This window comes from Micromonospora solifontis, assembly GCF_003725545.1.
GTDB classification, from domain to species: Bacteria; Actinomycetota; Actinomycetes; order Mycobacteriales; family Micromonosporaceae; genus Micromonospora; species Micromonospora solifontis.
On record NZ_RJLN01000030.1, the window covers coordinates 1 to 17,758 of the forward strand.

The following is a 17,758-nucleotide window of genomic DNA, read 5'->3' on the forward strand; positions in this document are numbered from 1 at the left end:
TGATGCCGTAGTCGGCGAGCCAGCTGAGCAGGTCGTCGCGTTGGGCGAGGACGAGTGAGCCACCGGTGAAGCGGGGGTCGTCGGTGACCTCGGCGACGATCTGCGGGGGTGGGACGAACGAGCGTGCCGCCTCGTCGGTGGTGAACTCGGCCTCAGCCAGGATCAGACCGTGCAGCGGAGGGTCGAAGACGTCGATGCCCAGCGGTGGGACGCTCAGGCGTGTCTTGGACAGCGTTGCGGCGGGCAGGCTGGCGAACAGTTCGTATTCGGCTGGGGACAGGTAGATGTTCGTGATCATTCCCTGGATGTGGCCTGGCCGCTGGGCGGGCACTTTCTGGGTGAGCTTGAACTCGCAGGCTCCGCCGGGGAGGTTCTCGACACGCCGTAGGCGCAGCCGCGTGCCGGCCAGGTACCGGTCGGTGATGTGGCGGCTGGCGGTGACCGCAGCCGGCAGCGGCGGTTCGGCCAGCAGGAACCGTCTCTCCCGCTCGACCCGCGCGTACTTCCCATCGCGGACGGGCTCGTCCGGCATCCCCGCCACCCTTCGCATCGGTGTCCTCACGACGCCTTCGACCCGCTGGTCAGGCTACTCGCGGTCGGGTAGCGCCGGCGCGCAGTCGCGCGCCGCCTCGGCGACCAGCGGCCACAGCCGGCGCAGGTCCGCCTCGTCCGGGTCGACGTGCCGGCGCTTGCGCACGCCGTGGTCGCTGAGCACGACGTGCCGGTCCGGGGTGAGGCCGTGCCGGCCCAGGGTCGCCGCCACGCAGACCAGCGGGCAGCCGTCGAGCGCCAGCAGCGGACGGCCGGAACGGGCCAGCCGCAGCAGCGGCGCGACGTCGCCGCCGAGGCCGGCGACGCAGGACATCTCGGCCAGCCCGGACCGGTCGAGGCGGACGGCGAGGGCGTTGGCGAGCTGGGCCGCGCTGGAGCAGCCGGAACAGGAGTACACCACGGGCTGGTCGCGCCGCGACCGGCGACGGTCGGTCATCGGCGGGACATCATCGGGACGGGTCACCGGGTCTCCTCCGCTCACCAGTGCTTCTCTCCGGCGCCGCCGATCGGCACCTCGATCAGGGTCGGGCCGGTCCGGGCCAGGGCGTCCCGCAGGGCGCCCGCCAGCTCCGCGCCGCCCGCCGCGCGGGTGGCCGCCACCCCGTACGCCCGGGCCAGGGCGACCGTGTCGATCCCGGGCACCCGCAGGCCGGGCACCTCGGGCAGCCCGAGGAAGTCCCGGTAGTCCTCCAGCACCGCGTACCGGTCGTTGCGCAGCACGACGACGGTGACCGGGACGTCGTACCGGGCGGCGGTCCAGAGGGCCGGCAGGGCGTACTGGAGGGCACCGTCGCCGACCACCGCGGTGACCGGCCGGTCCGGCTGCGCCAGTTGCACCCCGATCGCGGCGGGCACCCCGAAGCCGAGGCTCGCCCCGGCCGGGCTGTAGTAGCCGCCGGGGCGGCCGAACCGGATCTGGTCCTGGCAGTCGCGCATGTTCGACACCGACTCGCACACCACCACCCCGTCGGGCGGCAGCACGCGGCCGAGGGCCGCGTAGGCCCCGGCGGCGCTGAGCCGGTCCGCCGGGTCGTCCACCGGGCTGCGGGCGCGGCCCTGGGACGCGGGGCGCGGCACCGGCCTCGCCGACCTCCTCGGCCAGCACCGCCAGCACGGCCACCGGGTCGGCTAGCACCGCCCGCCCGACGCGCGCGCGGGCCGCCTCGTCCGGGTCGTCGGTGAGCAGCACCAGTTCGGCGTCGGGTCCCAGCAGCCGTCCCGGCACGTAGGGGTAGTAGCGGAAGGCGCTGGCCCCGGCGACCAGGACGAGGTCGTGCCCGCGCAGCGCCTTGCCCACCCCGGCCTCGGTCGCCGGCAGGACCCCCTGGAACGCCGGATGCCCGGTGGGGAAGCCGCACCGGGGCTCCAGCGGCGCCCAGTACACCGGGAGGCCGCACCGGTCCGCGAGTCGGACCGCCGCCGCCCACCCCTCGGCGCTGTCCAGCGCGGCGCCGACCAGCAGCACCGGCGAGCGGGCGGCGGAGAGTCGGGCGGCGAGCTCCCGCACGAGGGCGACGTCGACACCGGTGGCGACGGTGACCCGTCGCTCGGCGAGGACCTGCGCCTGGGCGTCGTCGACCTGGGCCGTCCAGTCGTCCATGGGCAGGGAGACCAGCACCGGTCCGCGCGGCGGCAGGGCCGCCAGGTGCGCGGCCCGGGCCAGCGCGGCCGGCACGTCCTCCGCCCGGGGCGGCTCGACGCTCCACTTCACCAGCGGACGGGGCAGCACGGTCGGCTCCGCGTTGGTCAGCAGCGCGGGCCCGGTGAGCAGGGCCCGGACCTGCTGCCCGGCGGTCAGCACCAACGGGGTGTGCGCCGCCGCCGCGTTCACCAACGCGCCCATCGCGGTCGCCACGCCCGGCGCGCTGTGCAGGTTGACCAGCGCGGGACGCCCGGTGGCCTGGGCGTACCCGTCGGCCATCCCGATCACCACCCCCTCCTGCAGGCCGAGGACGTAGCGGAAGTCGGACGGCAGGCCGGCGATCATGGGCAGCTCGGTCGAGCCGGGGTTGCCGAACACGGTGGTCAGGTGATGCGACCGGAAGATGTCGAAGGCCGCCTGTCGTACCGAGATCATGGCTGAGCCTGACCCGGGGCAACCGGCCGCCGGCAGCGGCGAAGGGCCCGGCCGCGACGGGACCGACGACCGTGGCGGCCCGGGTATCGCGGGGGGTCCCACCCGGCCGGGGTGGGCCGGGACCTTCGGCCCTACCCGCCGTCCGGCCCGACCCCTGATCGTGGCCGGGAGATGCCGGATGCCGGGTGGATGGGCCGAGGAGGAGGCGTGGCGGAGAGCCGGGCGCTGCGGAAGATGCCGAGGGCCGAGGCGATGCGCCTGGTGGCCTCGGTCCGGGTCGGCAGGGTGGTGTTCACGCAGCGGGCGCTGCCGGCCATTCGTCCGGTCAACCATGTGGTGCTGGACGGCCTCGTGGTCTTCGGCACCCACCGGGACTCGGCGGTGGCGACGCAGACCGCCGGCGCGCCGACGGTGGTCGCGTACGAGGTCGACCAGATCGACGAGGAGCAGCGGTCCGGCTGGAGCGTCGTCGTCACCGGCCTCGCGGTCCGGGTCGAGGCCGGTGAGCGCGCCGACCGGTATCACGGCCGGTTGCGTCCCTGGGTGGGCGTGGCCGATCACCTCATCGCCGTCACGCCCCGGCTGGTGACCGGCTTCCGTCTGGTGCCACGGACCGCGGGCGCGTCCGGGTTGCGCCGCGTCATGATCGGTACGACGGTGGAGGGCACGCCCGACCGAGCGGAGGAATGAGGCACATGTCGCGAGCGACCGAGCAAGCGGAACGGGCACTGCTGGCGGTCGGCGGTCTGGTACGCCGGGCCGAGGTGTCCGCCGACGGCCGGACGCTGCACCAGATCGGCGGTCGGGAGGCGGACGCCTTCTACCGGGACCGCTGGTCCTACGACAAGGTGGTCCGCTCCACGCACGGCGTCAACTGCACCGGCTCGTGCTCCTGGAAGGTGTACGTCCGCGACGGGATCATCACCTGGGAGCAGCAGCAGACCGACTACCCGAGCGTGGGGCCGGACCGGCCGGAGTACGAGCCGCGCGGCTGCCCCCGCGGCGCCGCCTTCTCCTGGTACACGTACTCCCCCACCCGGGTGCGCTACCCGTACGCCCGGGGCGTGCTGGTGGAGATGTACCGGGAGGCGAAGCGGCGGCTCGGCGACCCGGTGGCGGCGTGGGCGGACATCCAGGCCGACCCGGAGCGCCGCCGCCGCTACCAGCGGGCCCGGGGCAAGGGCGGCCTGGTCCGGATCACCTGGGACGAGGCCCAGGAGATGGTCGCCGCCGCGCACGTGCACACGATCCGGGAGTACGGCCCGGACCGGGTCGCCGGCTTCTCCCCGATCCCGGCGATGTCGATGGTGTCGCACGCGGTCGGCGCCCGGTTCCTGTCCCTGATCGGCGGCTCGATGCTGTCCTTCTACGACTGGTACGCCGACCTGCCGGTGGCCTCCCCGCAGGTGTTCGGGGACCAGACCGACGTGCCCGAGTCCGGCGACTGGTGGGACGCCTCCTACCTCGTCATGTGGGGCTCGAACGTCCCGGTGACCCGGACGCCGGACGCGCACTGGATGGCCGAGGCCCGGTACCGGGGCCAGAAGGTGGTGGTGGTCAGCCCCGACTTCGCGGACAACGTGAAGTTCGCCGACGAGTGGATGCCGGCGCAGCCGGGCACCGACGGCGCGCTCGCCATGGCGATGGGGCACGTGGTCCTCAAGGAGTTCTTCGTGGACCGGCGCACGCCGCGCTTCGTCGACTACGTCCGGCGCTTCACCGACCTGCCGTTCCTGGTCACCCTGGAGCCGGGCGCCGACGGGGCGTACCGGCCGGGCAAGTTCCTCACCGCGGCGGAGCTGGGTGAGTCCGACCGGGAGGCGGCGTTCAGGACGGTGCTGTGGGACTCCGCGACCGGCGCGCCGGCGGTGCCGCGCGGCAGCCTCGGCCACCGGTGGGGCGAGCAGCCGGGCCAGTGGAACCTGGACCTCGGTGCCCTGGAGCCGGCCCTGACCTGCCTCGGTGGGGGCGACTCGGTCGAGGTGGAGCTGCCCCGCTTCGACACCGACACCCCGCAGGTGCTACGCCGGGGCGCGCCCACCCGGACGGTCGGCGGGCACCTGGTGACCAGCGTCTTCGACCTGCTGCTGGCCCAGTACGGGGTGGCCCGCGACGGCCTGCCCGGGCAGTGGCCGGCCGGCTACGACGACGTCGAGGCGCCGTACACGCCGGCTTGGCAGGAGCCGATCACCGGGGTGCCGGCGGCGCAGGTGGCCCGGGTGGCCCGGGAGTTCGCCGACAACGCCGAGCGTTCCGGCGGCCGGTCGATGATCCTGCTCGGCGCGGGCACCAACCACTGGTTCCACTCCGACGCCACCTACCGGGCGATCCTCGCGCTGGTGACGCTGACCGGCTGCCAGGGGGTCAACGGCGGCGGCTGGGCGCACTACGTCGGGCAGGAGAAGTGCCGCCCGGTGACCGGCTGGCAGCAGCTGGCGTTCGGCCTGGACTGGGTGCGCCCGCCGCGGCAGATGATCGGCACCGCCTTCTGGTACGTGCACACCGACCAGTGGCGCTACGACACGTACTCCGCCGACGTGCTGGCCTCGCCCACCGGGACGGGGGCGTTCGCCGGGAAGCACACCATGGACCTGCTGGCCCAGTCGGCCCGCTCCGGCTGGATGCCGTCCATGCCGACCTTCGACCGCAGCCCGCTGGACCTGGCCGACGAGGCGCTCGCGGCGTCCCCGGACGACCCGGGTGGCTGGGTCGCCGAGCAGCTCGGCCAGGGGCGGGTGCGGTTCGCCTGCACCGACCCGGACGCGCCGGAGAACTGGCCCCGGGTGCTGACCGTGTGGCGGGCCAACCTGCTCGGTTCGTCGGCGAAGGGCAACGAGTACTTCCTGCGCCACCTGCTGGGCACCGACGCCAACCTGCGCGCGTCGGAGGCCCCGGAGGAGTTGCGCCCGAAGGACGTGACCTGGCGGGAGGAGGCGCCCGAGGGCAAGCTCGACCTGCTGCTCAGCCTGGACTTCCGGATGACCTCCACCACCCTCTTCTCCGACATCGTGCTGCCGGCCGCCACCTGGTACGAGAAGCACGACCTGAGCAGCACGGACATGCACCCGTTCGTGCACGCGTTCACCCCGGCGATCAACCCGCCGTGGCAGACCCGGACCGACTTCCAGGCGTTCCACGGCATCGCGAAGGCGTTCTCCGCGCTGGCCGCGACCCATCTCGGCGTGCGCCGGGACCTGGTGGCGGCGCCGCTGCTGCACGACACCCCGGACGCCATGGCCACCCCGTACGGCCGGGTCCGGGACTGGGCGGCCGAGGGTGCGACCCCGGTGCCGGGCCGGACCATGCCGAAGCTGGTGGTGGTCGAGCGGGACTACGGCGCGGTCGCGGACCAGATGGCCGCCCTCGGCCCGTTGATGGACTCCCTCGGCACCACCGGCAAGGGCGTGGCCGTGGACGTCCGGCCCGAGGTGGAGTACCTGCGGCACAAGAACGGCGAGGTGCGCGGCGGGACGGCCGACGGGCGGCCGTCGCTCGCCACCGACGTGCACGCCTGCGAGGCCATCCTCGCGCTGTCCGGCACCACGAACGGCCGGGTCGCCGTCGCCGGCTTCCACGACGTGGAGAAACGCACCGGGGTACGCCTGGCCGACCTGGCCGAGGAGCACGGCGGGAAGAAGATCACCTTCGCCGACACCCAGGCCCGCCCGGAGCCGGTGATCACCAGCCCGGAGTGGTCGGGCAGCGAGCACGGCGGCCGGCGCTACTCGCCGTTCACCATCAACACCGAGCGGCTCAAGCCCTGGCACACGCTCACCGGCCGGCAGCACTTCTTCCTCGACCACGACTGGATGCACGAGGCCGGCGAGGGGTTGCCGATCTTCCGGCCACCGCTGGACATGCACCGGCTCTTCGGCGAGCCGCGCCTGGGCGCCAACGGGGAGCTGGAGATCACCGTCCGGTACCTCACCCCGCACTCGAAGTGGTCGATCCACTCGGAATACCAGGACAACCTCCTCATGCTGACGCTGTCCCGGGGCGGGCCGACGATGTGGATGAGCGAGGCCGACGCGGCGAAGATCGGCGTACGGGACAACGACTGGATCGAGGCGGTGAACCGCAACGGCGTGGTGGTCTGCCGGGCCGTGGTGAGCCACAAGATGCCCGAGGGCACCGTCTACATGTACCACGCCCAGGAACGGGTGATCGACGTGCCGAAGGCCGAGGTCAACGGCCGCCGCGGCGGCATACACAACTCGCTGACCCGGCTGCTGGTCAAGCCCACCCACCTGATCGGCGGGTACGCCCAGCTCTCCTTCGCCTTCAACTATCTCGGGCCCACCGGCAACCAGCGCGACGAGGTCACCGTGATCCGCCGCCGCTCCCAGGAGGTGCAGTACTGATGCGGGTCATGGCGCAGATGGCGATGGTGATGAACCTCGACAAGTGCATCGGCTGCCACACCTGCTCGGTCACCTGCAAGCAGGCGTGGACCAACCGCTCCGGCGTCGAGTACGTCTGGTTCAACAACGTGGAGACCCGTCCCGGGCAGGGCTATCCGCGCACCTACGAGGACCAGGACCGCTGGCAGGGTGGCTGGGTGCGGACCCGGTCCGGCCGGCTGAAGCCGCGCTCGGGCGGGCGGCTGAAGAAGATGTTCACCATCTTCGCCAACCCGAAGCTGCCGGCGATGCGGGACTACTACGAACCCTGGACCTACGACTACGAGCACCTGATCAACGCGCCGGCCGGCGAGGACATCCCGGTGGCCCGGCCCAAGTCGCTGCTCACCGGCCAGGACACGAAGATCACCTGGAGCGCCAACTGGGACGACTCGCTGGCCGGCGGCAACGAGATCGCGGCCGGTGACCCGGTGCTCGCGAAGGTCTCCGACCAGGTGCGGCAGGAGTACGAGAAGACGTTCATGTTCTTCCTGCCGCGGATCTGCGAGCACTGCCTCAACCCGTCCTGCGCCGCGTCCTGCCCCTCCGGCGCGATCTACAAGCGGGCCGAGGACGGCATCGTGCTGGTCGACCAGGACCGCTGCCGGGGCTGGCGGATGTGCGTGACCGGCTGCCCGTACAAGAAGGTGTACTTCAACCACCGCACCGGCAAGGCCGAGAAGTGCACCTTCTGCTTCCCGCGCATCGAGATCGGCCAGCCCACCATCTGCTCGGAGACCTGCGTGGGCCGGCTGCGCTACCTGGGGCTGATGCTCTACGACGCCGACCGGGTGGCCGAGGCCGCCGCGATGGCCGACGAGCACGACCTGTACGACGCGCAGCGCGCGGTCTTCCTCGACCCGCACGACCCGGCGGTGGTCGCCGCCGCCCGGGACGCCGGCATCCCGGACGACTGGATCGACGCGGCGCAGCGGTCGCCGATCTGGGACCTGATCATGAAGTACGAGGTGGCGCTGCCGCTGCACCCGGAGTACCGGACCATGCCGATGGTCTGGTACATCCCGCCGCTGTCCCCCGTGGTCGACGTGCTGCGCGAGACCGGGCACGACGGCGAGGCGGCCGGCAACCTGTTCGGCGCCATCGACGCGCTGCGCATCCCGGTCGAGTACCTCGCGGAGCTGTTCACCGCCGGCGACCCGGCCCCGGTGCGCAACGTGCTGAACCGGCTGGCCGCGATGCGCGCGTACCAGCGGCGGATCAACCTGGGTGAGGCGGCCGACGAGTCGATCGCCGCCGCGGTCGGGATGACCGGCGCGGCGATGCAGGACATGTACCGGCTGCTGGCCATCGCCAAGTACGAGCAGCGCTACGTCATCCCGGCCGCGCACGCCGAGGACGCGCACCGGCTGGAGAAGATCGCCACCGAGTGCAGCCTCGACTACGAGGGCGGCCCGGGCATGGGCGGCGGCGGCCCGTACGGGCAGGGGCCGTTCGGCGAGTCCTCCGGCACGCCGGTGCCGGTGCAGGTGGAGACCTTCCACGCGCTGCGAAACCGGCAGACGTCGGACCGGTTCGTCGACCCGGGCGACGAACCGCGCCGGGTCAACCTGCTCAACTGGGACGGCAAGAGCGTCCCGAAGGGCCTCTTCCCACCCCGCCGCACCGAACCGGAACACACCGACGGAGGCGACCGGTGACCGCACCGAACTGGCGCGCCGTGGCGGCCCGCGCCGCGTCCCTGCTGCTGCGCTACCCCGACGACGAGGTGCTCGGCGCGCTGCCGACGATCGGGGCCGCCCTGGACGGGCTGCCGTCGCAGGTGGCGGCCCCGCTGCGCGAGGTGGTCGCGCACCGGACCGCCGCCACCCCGGTCGAGCTGCGCGCCGAGTACGTGCAGGTCTTCGACTTCCGCCGCCGCTGCTGCCTGCACCTGACCTACTACACCTGCGGCGACACCCGCCGGCGCGGGGAGGCGCTGGTCGGCTTCGCCGGCGCGTACCGGGCCGCCGGGCTGGAGGTCGTCGACGGCGAACTGCCCGACTTCCTGCCCGCCGTGCTCGACCTCGCCGCCCTGCACGAGGGCGGGTGGCGGCTGCTGCGGGACAACCGGGTCGGGCTGGACCTGCTGGTGGAGGCGCTGGGCCGGGAGGGCTCCGGCTACCGGCACGCGGTTGCCGCCGTACGGGAGATGCTGCCGCCGGCCCGGCCGGCCGACCTCGCCGCCGCGGCCCGGCTGGCCCGCACCGGGCCCCCGGTGGAGCAGGTCGGCCTGGAACCCTTCGGACTCGTCGACACGACCACGGGAGGCCGCCGGTGAACACGACGAACGTGCTGCTGTGGGTGGTGTACCCGTACCTGGCGATGGCGATCCTGGTGGGTGGCCTGATCTGGCGGTACCGCTACGACAAGTTCGGCTGGACCACCCGCTCGTCGCAGCTCTACGAGACCGCGATCCTGCGCTGGGGCAGCCCGCTGTTCCACTTCGGGGTCCTGATGGTGCTGATCGGGCACGTCGGCGGCCTGGTGATCCCGAAGTCGTGGACCGAGGCGGTCGGGGTCACCGAACACACCTACCACCTGATGGCCGTCTTCATCGGCACCGTCGCCGGGCTGTGCACCCTGATCGGGATGGGCATCCTGATCGCCCGCCGCCGGCTCACCGGGCCGGTCTTCGCCGCCACCACCCGCAACGACAAGGCCATGTACCTGGTGCTCGCCGGGGTCATCGTGCTCGGGCTGCTGGCCACGGTACGGGCCAACGTGATCGGCGCCGGGTACGACTACCGGGAGACGGTCTCCCCGTGGTTCCGCTCGCTGTTCTACCTCCGCCCCGACCCGGACGTGATGGCGGGTGTGCCGGTGGGCTTCCAGATCCACGTGCTGGCCGCCTTCGCCCTCTTCGCGTTCTGGCCGTTCACCCGCCTGGTGCACGCCTTCAGCGCCCCGGTCGGTTACCTCACCCGCCCGTACGTGGTCTACCGCAGCCGAGGCCCCCGGCCCGGCCTGCGTCCCACCCGGCCCGGCTGGGACGGGCCGCCCCGCCTGCCCGCCCGGGGCCACGGTCGGGCGGACCGGTGAGCGCCGCCGCGCTCGTCGTCCGGGAGGCGCCGTGACCGTCGCCGTCGAACGCCACCGGCGGGACCACGCCGCGCCCACCGGCTGGGCGGAGGCCCGCCGGCTCGCCCACGCCCTGGCCACTCCCCTGCCGGCGGAGGACGTGCCGCTGGCCGCGGCGGCCGGGCGGATCCTGGCGGCGCCGGTGCGGGCGGCGGTGCCGGTGCCCGGCTTCGACAACTCCGCCATGGACGGGTACGCGGTCCGCGGCCCCGGGCCGTGGCGGGTGGTCGACCGGGTGCTCGCCGGCCGCACCCGGGCCCCAGCGCCGCTGGCCGAGCGGACCGCCGTCGAGATCGCCACCGGCGCGCCGGTGCCCGCCGGCGCCGACCGGGTGGTGCCCTACGAGGCCGCCGACCGGCGGGGCGACACGGTGTGGGCGGCGCCGAGCGACCGCCGGCACATCCGCCACCGGGGCGAGTACGCCCGGCCCGGGCGGGACCTGGTCCCGCCGGGCGCGCCGGTGACGCCACCGGTGGCGGGGCTGGCCGCCAGCGTCGGCCTCGACACCCTGACCGTGCACGCCCGACCCCGGGTGCGGCTGGTGGTCAGCGGCAACGAGCTGGTCACGGCCGGCCGGCCCGGTTGGGGCCGGGTCCGGGACGCCATCGGCCCGATGCTGGGGCCGCTGCTGACCTCGTGGGGTGCCGAGCTGCTCGACACCCGCACGGTCGACGACGAGCCGGACCGGTTCGCCGCGGCGGTGGCGGGCAGCCTGGCCGACGCCGACGTGACCGTCGTCTGCGGCGCGTCGTCGGTCGGCCCGGCCGACGGGCTGCACCACGCGCTGGACCTGCTGGGGGCCACCGTGCACGTCGACGGCGTCGCCTGCCGGCCGGGGCATCCGCAGGTGCTGGCGCAGGCCGGCGCGAGGTGGATCATCGGGCTGCCCGGCAACCCGTACGCCGCCCTGGTCGCCGCGCTCACCCTGGCGGATCCGCTGCTGGCCGCCCTGGCCGGGGCGGCACCGTCCGAGCCGGCGTCGGCGCCGCTGGTCGGCGCGCCGGCGCCCGACGAGCGGCACACCCGCATCCTGCCGGTGCGGTACGCGGCCGACGGCCTGCACCCGCTCCCCGGCGGGCAGCCCGGCTGGCTGGGCGGCGCGGCCCTCGCGGACGCCTTCGCCGTCGTGCCGCCGGGCTGGCGGGGCGACGGCCCGGTCGCCGTGCTCCGGCCGGGACGATGACCGGCCCGAGGTCCCGCCCGCGCCGGGACTTCCGACCCTGACCGGTCCGGTTCAGGGGCTCCACGATCAAGAAGACAAGAAAACGGCTTCTGCTCCTCCGGTTCGAAGCCGAGTGGCGCCCCACCACGACGGAGAAAGCGATGACAATGACCCGTGACAGACAGCAGGTTGCCGGCCGGCCGGCGGCGCAGCCCGCCGGAGGCGGCGTGGCGTCGCTCCAGCTCGCCATCGCCACGCTCGGCTTCCTGGTCAACTTCTGGGCGTGGGCGCTGCTCGGGCCGCTCGGCCCGGGCATCAAGGAGCGGCTGGGGCTGAGCTTCGCGGCCCAGTCCCTGCTCGTCGCCGTCCCGGTGGTGGTGGGGTCGCTCGGCCGCGTCCCGATCGGCGCGCTCACCGACCGGTACGGGGCGCGGCTGGTGTTCCCGCTGGTCACCCTGGCCACCATCGTTCCGGTGCTGACGCTGACCGTGGTCTCCTCGTACGCCGCACTGATCGTGACCGGCTTCTTCCTGGGCATCGGCGGCACCGCCTTCGCCGTCGGCGTCCCGCACGTCTCCGCGTGGTATCCGCCGGCCCGGCGGGGCTTCGCCATCGGCGTGTTCGGCGTCGGGATGGGCGGCACGGCGATCGCGAACTTCACCACCGTCCGGCTGGCCGACGCCTACGGCGACCGGGCGCCGTTCCTGCTCGTCGCCGCGATCCTCGCCGGGTACGCCGTGCTGGCGTTCCTGCTGCTGCGCGACGCCCCGGGCCGCGTCCGACCGACCGGCTCGGCCTGGCAGCGGCTGGCCGGCGTGGGACGGCTCACCGTCACCTGGCAGCTGTGCTTCCTGTACGCGGTCGGTTTCGGCGGCTTCGTGGCGTTCAGCGTCTACCTGCCCGCCTACCTGCGCACCACGTACGAGCTGAGCCCCGCCGACGGGGCGCTGCGGACCGCCGGGTTCGTGGTGCTGGCCGTGGCCGCCCGGCCCCTCGGTGGCTGGCTGTCCGACCGGCTGCACCCGGTCCCGGTGCTGGTCTGGTGCTTCGCCCTGGTGGCCACCCTGGCCGTGGTGCAGGCCTTCGAGCCGCCGCTGATGCCGGTGGCCACCGTGGCCCTGCTCGGCATGGCGGCCCTGCTCGGCGCGGCCAGCGGAGCCGTGTTCGCCCTGGTCGGCAAGGTCGCCCCCGCCGAGCAGGTGGGCGCGGTCACCGGCCTGGTCGGCGCGGCCGGTGGCCTCGGCGGGTTCGTCCCGCCGCTGGTGATGGGCTGGGTGTACGGCGTGCAGGGCTCGTACGCGATCGGCCTGATGCTGCTGTCGGACGTGGCGCTGGCCGCCGCCGTCTTCACCGCCGTCAAGATGAGCGGACTCGCCCGCCGGTCGGGCTGAGACGGGCCTTTCCCCTGGCCGGCGGTCGCGGTTCGTGGCCGCCGGTCTCCGCGTTCCGGGCCGGCTCTCCCCGGCCGGCTCCGCGGGCCGTTGCGCCCGGGCCGAGCCGTCAACCGAGCTTCCTGACCAGCGTCTCGAAGGCCAGGTCCGGCCGGCGGGGCAGGCCGAACCGCTCGTCGCCGTACGGGAACGGGGTCAGCTCGCCGGTGCGGATGTAGCCGCGCCGCAGGTACCAGGCGATCAGGTCCTCCCGCTGGGTGATGACGGTCATCCGCAGCTCGCCGGCGCCCCACTCCCGCAGGGCGAACCGCTCCGCCGCCGCCAGCAGCTCGCGCCCGAGCCCGCCGCCCTGCCGGGTGGGCGAGACCGCGAACATGCCGAAGTAGGCGTGGTCGTCGCGGCGCTCCAGCTGGCAGCAGGCGACGATGCCGGCGTCGTCCTCGACGACCAGCACCGTCCCGTCCGGGTGCGTCACCGCGGCGGCCACCATGTCCGCGTCGGCGCGCTGGCCGTCGAGGAGGTCGGCCTCGTGGGTCCAGCCGACCCGGCTGCGCTCGCCCCGGTACGCCGACTCGACCAGGTCGACGAGGGCGTCGACGTCGGTGGCGCGGGCGGTCCGGACGGTACGGGAGCCAGGGTTCGGCATCGTGGAACTCCAAGGTCGCGATGGTCGCCGACCAGCGTACGCAGCACGCGGGCCGGTCTCCCGCCACCCCGGCCGGGCCGGTCCGCGCCACCCGGCGCGGACCGGACCAGGGGTCAGCGAGCCGGCGACCAGCAGGGCGACCGGCGCGGTGAGCGCCCTGCCCGGCTCACCGCGCCTCGGTCCACGGCTCGGTCAGATGTGCCGTGGCGAGAACGGCTCGCCGCGCCCTCGCCTCGGCCAGTAACCGTTCCCGGGTCTGGCGGGCGATCTCCGGGTCGGCCTCGTACCGGTAGGCCACCGACGGATCGACGAGTTGCACGGCGTGCACCAGCACGTCGCCGGTCACGATGACCTGCCGGTGACCGTCCTCGACCACGACCGACTGGTGTCCGGGCGTGTGGCCGGGGGTGGGCACCACGCGGACCCCACCCGACCGCCCGGGGGCGCACGCCAGCCGGGCGCTGCCGTCCACCTGGTCGAGCTGGCCGGCGGCGCGCAACGGGTCGACGACGTACGACAGGGCGGCGTCACCGGCTGCCAGGGCGGCCACCTCGGACCGCTGGACCACGTACCGGGCGTTCGGGAAGAACGGCGTGCCGTCCAACCCGACGGACCAGCCGAAGTGATCCTCGTGCAGGTGGGTCAGCACCACCGTGTCCACGTCCGCGGGATCGATGCCGGCCCGCGTCAGCTCGACCGGGAGGTGGCCGGGCGTCGGCGCCCAACCGCCGGCCGGACTGCCGTCGGGTCCCACCCCGGTGTCGACCAGCATCAGCCGGTCCCGCGGCCCCCGCACGGCAAAGCAGCGGAAGTCGAGCTGCCAGGTCTGCCCCGGACCGAACGCGCCGGGGTCGATCTCCCGCGCCCGCTCCCAGTCCTGCGGCGTCGCCGCAGGGAACGCGAGCTGCCGGTCGAGGAAGAACGGCCCCGCCGCGTCCAGCAGGGGGATCACCTCGTACGCGCCGACCGACCGGGAGGACGTCGTCGCCGGTTGTCGACGGCGCGCCGGGTTCGCGCCCGCCGGGTCGGCGGCACCGGCAGCACCGGCGACCGTCACGGCGGTGGCGGCGATCAGGAAGGTCCTTCGTCCGAACGCGGCAGGGGTCTCGGTCACGTCGCTCGCCTTTCCGTCTCAGGGCCGGACGGGTCGATCGATCCGCCCGGTGCGGCACGGACGACGCTAGGACCGGGCCCGACAACCGGGCACCGCCCAGGCCGGTGGCTGACCTGATCCTGTCGATACCTGTCCGGACCTCGCCGCCGCGCCACCCCCGCGATTTCTAGGATGTGAGTCGGCAGGCCCGCTCCCGCCGCTGGGCGGGCGGACACGTGGGTCGGAGGAGGCCGCCGATGCCGTCGCACGGGCCCGAGGTGGCCATGCTCGTCTACTCCGGCGCCGGCAGCTTCGACTACGTGACCGTCAACGAGATCTTCGGCGTCGACTACTCCGCCCGGTTCGGCTCGTGGTACCGGACCAGAGCGTGCGGCGTGGTGCCAGGGCCGGTCGAGCTCGACAGCGGGGTCACCGTCCAGGCCGAGTACGGGCTCGACGAGGCGGCGCGGGCCGACCTGCTGGTCGTGCCGGGCTGGACGAGGGAGCACGAGGTCCCACCGCGGGCACTGCTGACCGTCCTGCGGCGGGCGTACCAGCGCGGGGCACGCATCATGTCGATCTGCACCGGAGCGTTCGTGCTCGGTCACGCCGGTCTGCTCGACCATCGGCGGGTCACCACGCACTGGGCGCTGGCGCCGCTGCTCGTTTCCCTCTTTCCGGCCGCCACCGTGGAGCCGCGCGCCCTGTTCATCGACGACCGCCGCGTCCTCACCGCCGCGGGGATGTCGGCCGGGATGGATCTCGCGCTGCACGTCGTACGGGGCGATTTCGGCGCGGACGCCGCCGCCACCCTCGCCCGCCGGTTGGTGCTGGCCGGCTACCGCAGCGGTGGGCAGGCGCAGTTCGTCGACTCGCCACTGAGCCCCGACCCCGGCGATCCGCTGCCGGATCTGCTCGATTACCTGCGTCGGCACCTCGACCAGCGATGGTCGCTGGACGCGCTGGGCGCTCAGGTGCACATGAGCGCCCGGACGTTGGCCCGACGTTTCCACCGGCTGACCGGGATGAGCCCGCACCAGTGGCTCACCCGGGAACGGATCCTGGCGGCGCAGCGGCTGCTCGAGGCGGGTGATGAGTCGGTGGAACAGATCGCCGCCCGGACGGGTCTCGGCTCGGCCGGCAACCTGCGGCACAGCTTCCGCCGGGAACTCGGCATCTCGCCCCAGGCGTACCGGAGCACGTTCCGGTCCCGCCGCGCTCCGGAGCGTCGGGACGAACAGGCCGCACCCTCTTCGTCGGGTCGGTGACGGCGGCGCCGCACGGCTACGCCGCCGCGGTCCGGGACCGCCACTCGTGCGCCAGGACGGCGAAGACGAGCTGGTCGGCCCACTCCCCCCGGAACAGGTAGCTCGCCACGTGGTGCGCCTCCTGGCGCATGCCGAGCCGGCGCATCAGCCGGGCGGAGGGCTCGTTGCGGCCGTGGCACCGGGCCTGGACCCGGTGCAGCCCGAACTCGCCGAAGCCCCAGTCGAGCAGCGCCGCGGCGGCCTCGGTGGCCAGCCCGCGGCCACCGTGGTCGGGGTGGAAAACGTACCCGAGTTCGGCCGTCCGGTCGGCCTGGCTGCGCCAGACCAGTTCCACCGTGCCGATCACCCCGGCGTCGGCGGCCACGGCCAGGGTCAGGCAGTCGCCCTCCGCGCGCAGCGCGTCCTCGCCCGCCATGGCGGCCACCGACGCCCGCGACTGCTCACGCGTACGCGGCTCGGCGAGCATCCAGCGCACGACGTCGGGCCGGCGCTGGTACGCGTACACGTCGTCGAGGTCGTCCGGCGTGACCGGGCGCAGGGTGAGTCGCGCGGTGCGGATCGGGTACGTCGGCCGGAACATCAGACGATCGTAGGGGTGGGCGGTCGCCCCGGCCCGCGCCGGGGCGACCGGGCCGGGTGCTACAGCTGCTGCACCCAGTACGGGACGACGTCCATCCAGCCGTTGCCAGCGGCCCCGTTGAGGCGGCCGGAGCTGCCGGTGCTCAGGGTGTACCAGGAGTCGACGTAGTCCGGGTCGTCGGTCCACCAACTGGCCGGCATGGCGTCGATGATCGCGTTGACCAGCGGGGTGTACGTGCCGTAGTCGACGACGGTCAGCAGCGCGGTGATCAGCGCCTTGGCCAGGTCACGGTAGTTGGTGTCGCCGTCGTCCTCCCACATCACCACGTCGGCCAGGTTGTACTTGTAGCTGTTGAAGTGGACCAGCAACTGGTTCGGGTAGTAGGTCGTGCCGTCGGTGTCGAGGTAGGGCATCTCCACGACGTTGACCGTGGCCTTGCCGTCGAGGCCGAAGCCGCCGACGACGTTGAAGATCTCGGCGCTGCCCTTGATCCAGGGCTCCTTGTCGTCGTTGAGCCGGATCGCGTTGACCTTGGTGGCCCAGTAGCCGGACTGCGCGCTCATCGTGGCCGTGGCGCCGGTGAGGCCCTGCGCGGCCAGTTCCCGGCGGACCTGCGCCAGGCCCCGTCCCATCGCCTTCGCCACGTCGACCTCGACCACCAGCACCGGCCGGTCGGGCAGCCGGACCGGGTCCAGCTGGACCTGGCCGCCGGCGGGCTGGTATCCGACCACGCCAGCCGGCGCGTCGTCGGTCGACGCCGCCGCGACCAGCGGGAGCGTGCCCCCGGTCAGCATCGCCGCCATGTCCCGGTGCCCGAGCCGCAGTCGCAGCACGGAGCCGGTGGTCTCCGGCAGGCCCTTCGCCGCCAGCACGGCCTGGTTGACCGTACGGGTGGCCCGGTCGGCCCGGGAGTCGAGCCGGGCCGTCATGAGGTCCACCGGTCCGGCGACGACGGCCGGGACGATCCGGTCGCGGACGGCGGGGTCGGCGAGCGCCGTGGCCACCTCGCGGGCGAGCCGGTCGGTGGCGGAGAAGACGGGAGCGACGGCGGACGGGGCGGGGGCGATCGGCGGGGCGCCGTCCGGACGGGCCTGGGCCGGTGTCGCGGTCGTGGCGATCAGGGTGGTCACCGCGAGGCCCAGGGACGAGACGACGAGCCGGAGGGAACGTGGACGCATTCGGACTCCTCTGCAGTCGCGGCGCTGGCTCGTGACCGCGCCGCCGGCTTTGCCGAATGATCCCATCCGGACATAGGTGTAAGTCAATGGGCGATGTCAACCGCCCCGGGCTGTCGGTCACCCGCCACCCACCGAACGTGAATCCGGCTTCTACAATCGACGGAGCCCGTCCCCGGTACGGTGCGACGGCTCGGCCGCGGCGGCCGGGCGACTTCGGGGGTGTGCGTGGCGATCAAGGCTCCCCGCCGCGCCGTGCTCGACCACGTGGCCACCGGCGAACGCCCCACCACCGGCCTCACCTGGCAGCCGGCGTCGGAGGACTGAACCGTCCCG

At 73.9% G+C, this 17,758-nt stretch carries 15 protein-coding genes and 1 pseudogene; 8 read left to right on the forward strand and 8 right to left on the reverse strand.

Annotation, left to right across the window (positions count from 1 at the left end; translation table 11 throughout):
- The 4 genes and pseudogenes from EFE23_RS12945 to EFE23_RS28885 form a co-directional block, all read right to left on the reverse strand.
- The coding region (locus tag EFE23_RS12945; protein WP_199737050.1) for a CYTH domain-containing protein at nucleotides 1-532 on the reverse strand (532 nt) is incomplete at its 3' end.
- A gap of 54 nt (nucleotides 533-586) precedes the next feature.
- A complete protein-coding gene (locus tag EFE23_RS12950; RefSeq protein ID WP_148058441.1) occupies nucleotides 587-1,015 on the reverse strand; it encodes a putative zinc-binding protein in 429 nt (142 codons plus the stop codon).
- A 14-nt stretch (nucleotides 1,016-1,029) separates the two neighbouring features.
- Complete coding sequence (locus tag EFE23_RS28880; protein ID WP_233600961.1) at nucleotides 1,030-1,629, reverse strand: thiamine pyrophosphate-dependent enzyme; 600 nt, start codon at nucleotides 1,627-1,629, stop codon at nucleotides 1,030-1,032.
- Between the two features lie 85 nt (nucleotides 1,630-1,714).
- Nucleotides 1,715-2,629: pseudogene (locus tag EFE23_RS28885) on the reverse strand (thiamine pyrophosphate-binding protein); the annotation flags it as partial.
- A 207-nt stretch (nucleotides 2,630-2,836) separates the two neighbouring features.
- Here EFE23_RS28885 and EFE23_RS12960 point away from each other — a divergent pair.
- The 7 genes from EFE23_RS12960 to EFE23_RS12990 all read left to right on the forward strand — a co-directional run bounded on the left by EFE23_RS12960 (nucleotide 2,837) and on the right by EFE23_RS12990 (nucleotide 12,660).
- Nucleotides 2,837-3,319 (forward strand): pyridoxamine 5'-phosphate oxidase family protein, encoded by a 483-nt coding sequence (locus EFE23_RS12960; RefSeq protein ID WP_199737051.1) that lies wholly within the window; start codon nucleotides 2,837-2,839, stop codon nucleotides 3,317-3,319.
- 5 nt (nucleotides 3,320-3,324) lie between these two features.
- Nucleotides 3,325-6,990 (forward strand): nitrate reductase subunit alpha, encoded by a 3,666-nt coding sequence (locus tag EFE23_RS12965; protein WP_123241165.1) that lies wholly within the window; start codon nucleotides 3,325-3,327, stop codon nucleotides 6,988-6,990.
- A complete protein-coding gene (narH, locus tag EFE23_RS12970; protein WP_123241166.1) occupies nucleotides 6,990-8,687 on the forward strand; it encodes a nitrate reductase subunit beta in 1,698 nt (565 codons plus the stop codon). The genes EFE23_RS12965 and narH overlap by 1 nt, the downstream gene beginning before the upstream one ends.
- Entirely contained in the window at nucleotides 8,684-9,307 is a 624-nt protein-coding gene (gene narJ / locus EFE23_RS12975) for a nitrate reductase molybdenum cofactor assembly chaperone (RefSeq protein ID WP_123241167.1), read from the forward strand. Before narH ends, narJ begins: the two co-directional genes overlap by 4 nt.
- Nucleotides 9,304-10,068, forward strand: a complete 765-nt coding sequence (gene narI, locus EFE23_RS12980) for a respiratory nitrate reductase subunit gamma (protein WP_123241168.1) — start codon at nucleotides 9,304-9,306, stop codon at nucleotides 10,066-10,068. Before narJ ends, narI begins: the two co-directional genes overlap by 4 nt.
- 31 nt (nucleotides 10,069-10,099) lie before the next feature.
- Nucleotides 10,100-11,290, forward strand: a complete 1,191-nt coding sequence (locus EFE23_RS12985) for a molybdopterin molybdotransferase MoeA (protein ID WP_123241169.1) — start codon at nucleotides 10,100-10,102, stop codon at nucleotides 11,288-11,290.
- 140 nt (nucleotides 11,291-11,430) lie between these two features.
- The gene (locus EFE23_RS12990) at nucleotides 11,431-12,660 is read left to right on the forward strand and encodes an MFS transporter (protein WP_123241170.1); all 1,230 of its coding nucleotides are present in this window, start codon (nucleotides 11,431-11,433) and stop codon (nucleotides 12,658-12,660) included.
- Between the two features lie 109 nt (nucleotides 12,661-12,769).
- Here EFE23_RS12990 and EFE23_RS12995 read toward each other — a convergent pair whose 3' ends face one another.
- Nucleotides 12,770-13,306 (reverse strand): GNAT family N-acetyltransferase, encoded by a 537-nt coding sequence (locus EFE23_RS12995; RefSeq protein ID WP_123241171.1) that lies wholly within the window; start codon nucleotides 13,304-13,306, stop codon nucleotides 12,770-12,772.
- Nucleotides 13,307-13,472: 166 nt separating this feature from the next.
- Complete coding sequence (locus EFE23_RS13000; protein ID WP_123241172.1) at nucleotides 13,473-14,420, reverse strand: MBL fold metallo-hydrolase; 948 nt, start codon at nucleotides 14,418-14,420, stop codon at nucleotides 13,473-13,475.
- Between the two features lie 236 nt (nucleotides 14,421-14,656).
- On the opposite strand from EFE23_RS13000, the gene EFE23_RS13005 reads away from it, so the two are divergent.
- Nucleotides 14,657-15,667 carry a helix-turn-helix domain-containing protein gene (locus EFE23_RS13005; RefSeq protein ID WP_123241173.1) on the forward strand — a complete coding sequence of 337 codons (1,011 nt, stop codon included), beginning with the start codon at nucleotides 14,657-14,659 and terminating at the stop codon, nucleotides 15,665-15,667.
- Nucleotides 15,668-15,683: 16 nt separating this feature from the next.
- Here EFE23_RS13005 and EFE23_RS13010 read toward each other — a convergent pair whose 3' ends face one another.
- Entirely contained in the window at nucleotides 15,684-16,247 is a 564-nt protein-coding gene (locus EFE23_RS13010; RefSeq protein ID WP_123241174.1) for a GNAT family N-acetyltransferase, read from the reverse strand.
- Between the two features lie 59 nt (nucleotides 16,248-16,306).
- Entirely contained in the window at nucleotides 16,307-17,425 is a 1,119-nt protein-coding gene (locus EFE23_RS13015) for a DUF3103 family protein (protein ID WP_123241175.1), read from the reverse strand.
- Between the last annotated feature and the right edge of the window lie 333 nt (nucleotides 17,426-17,758).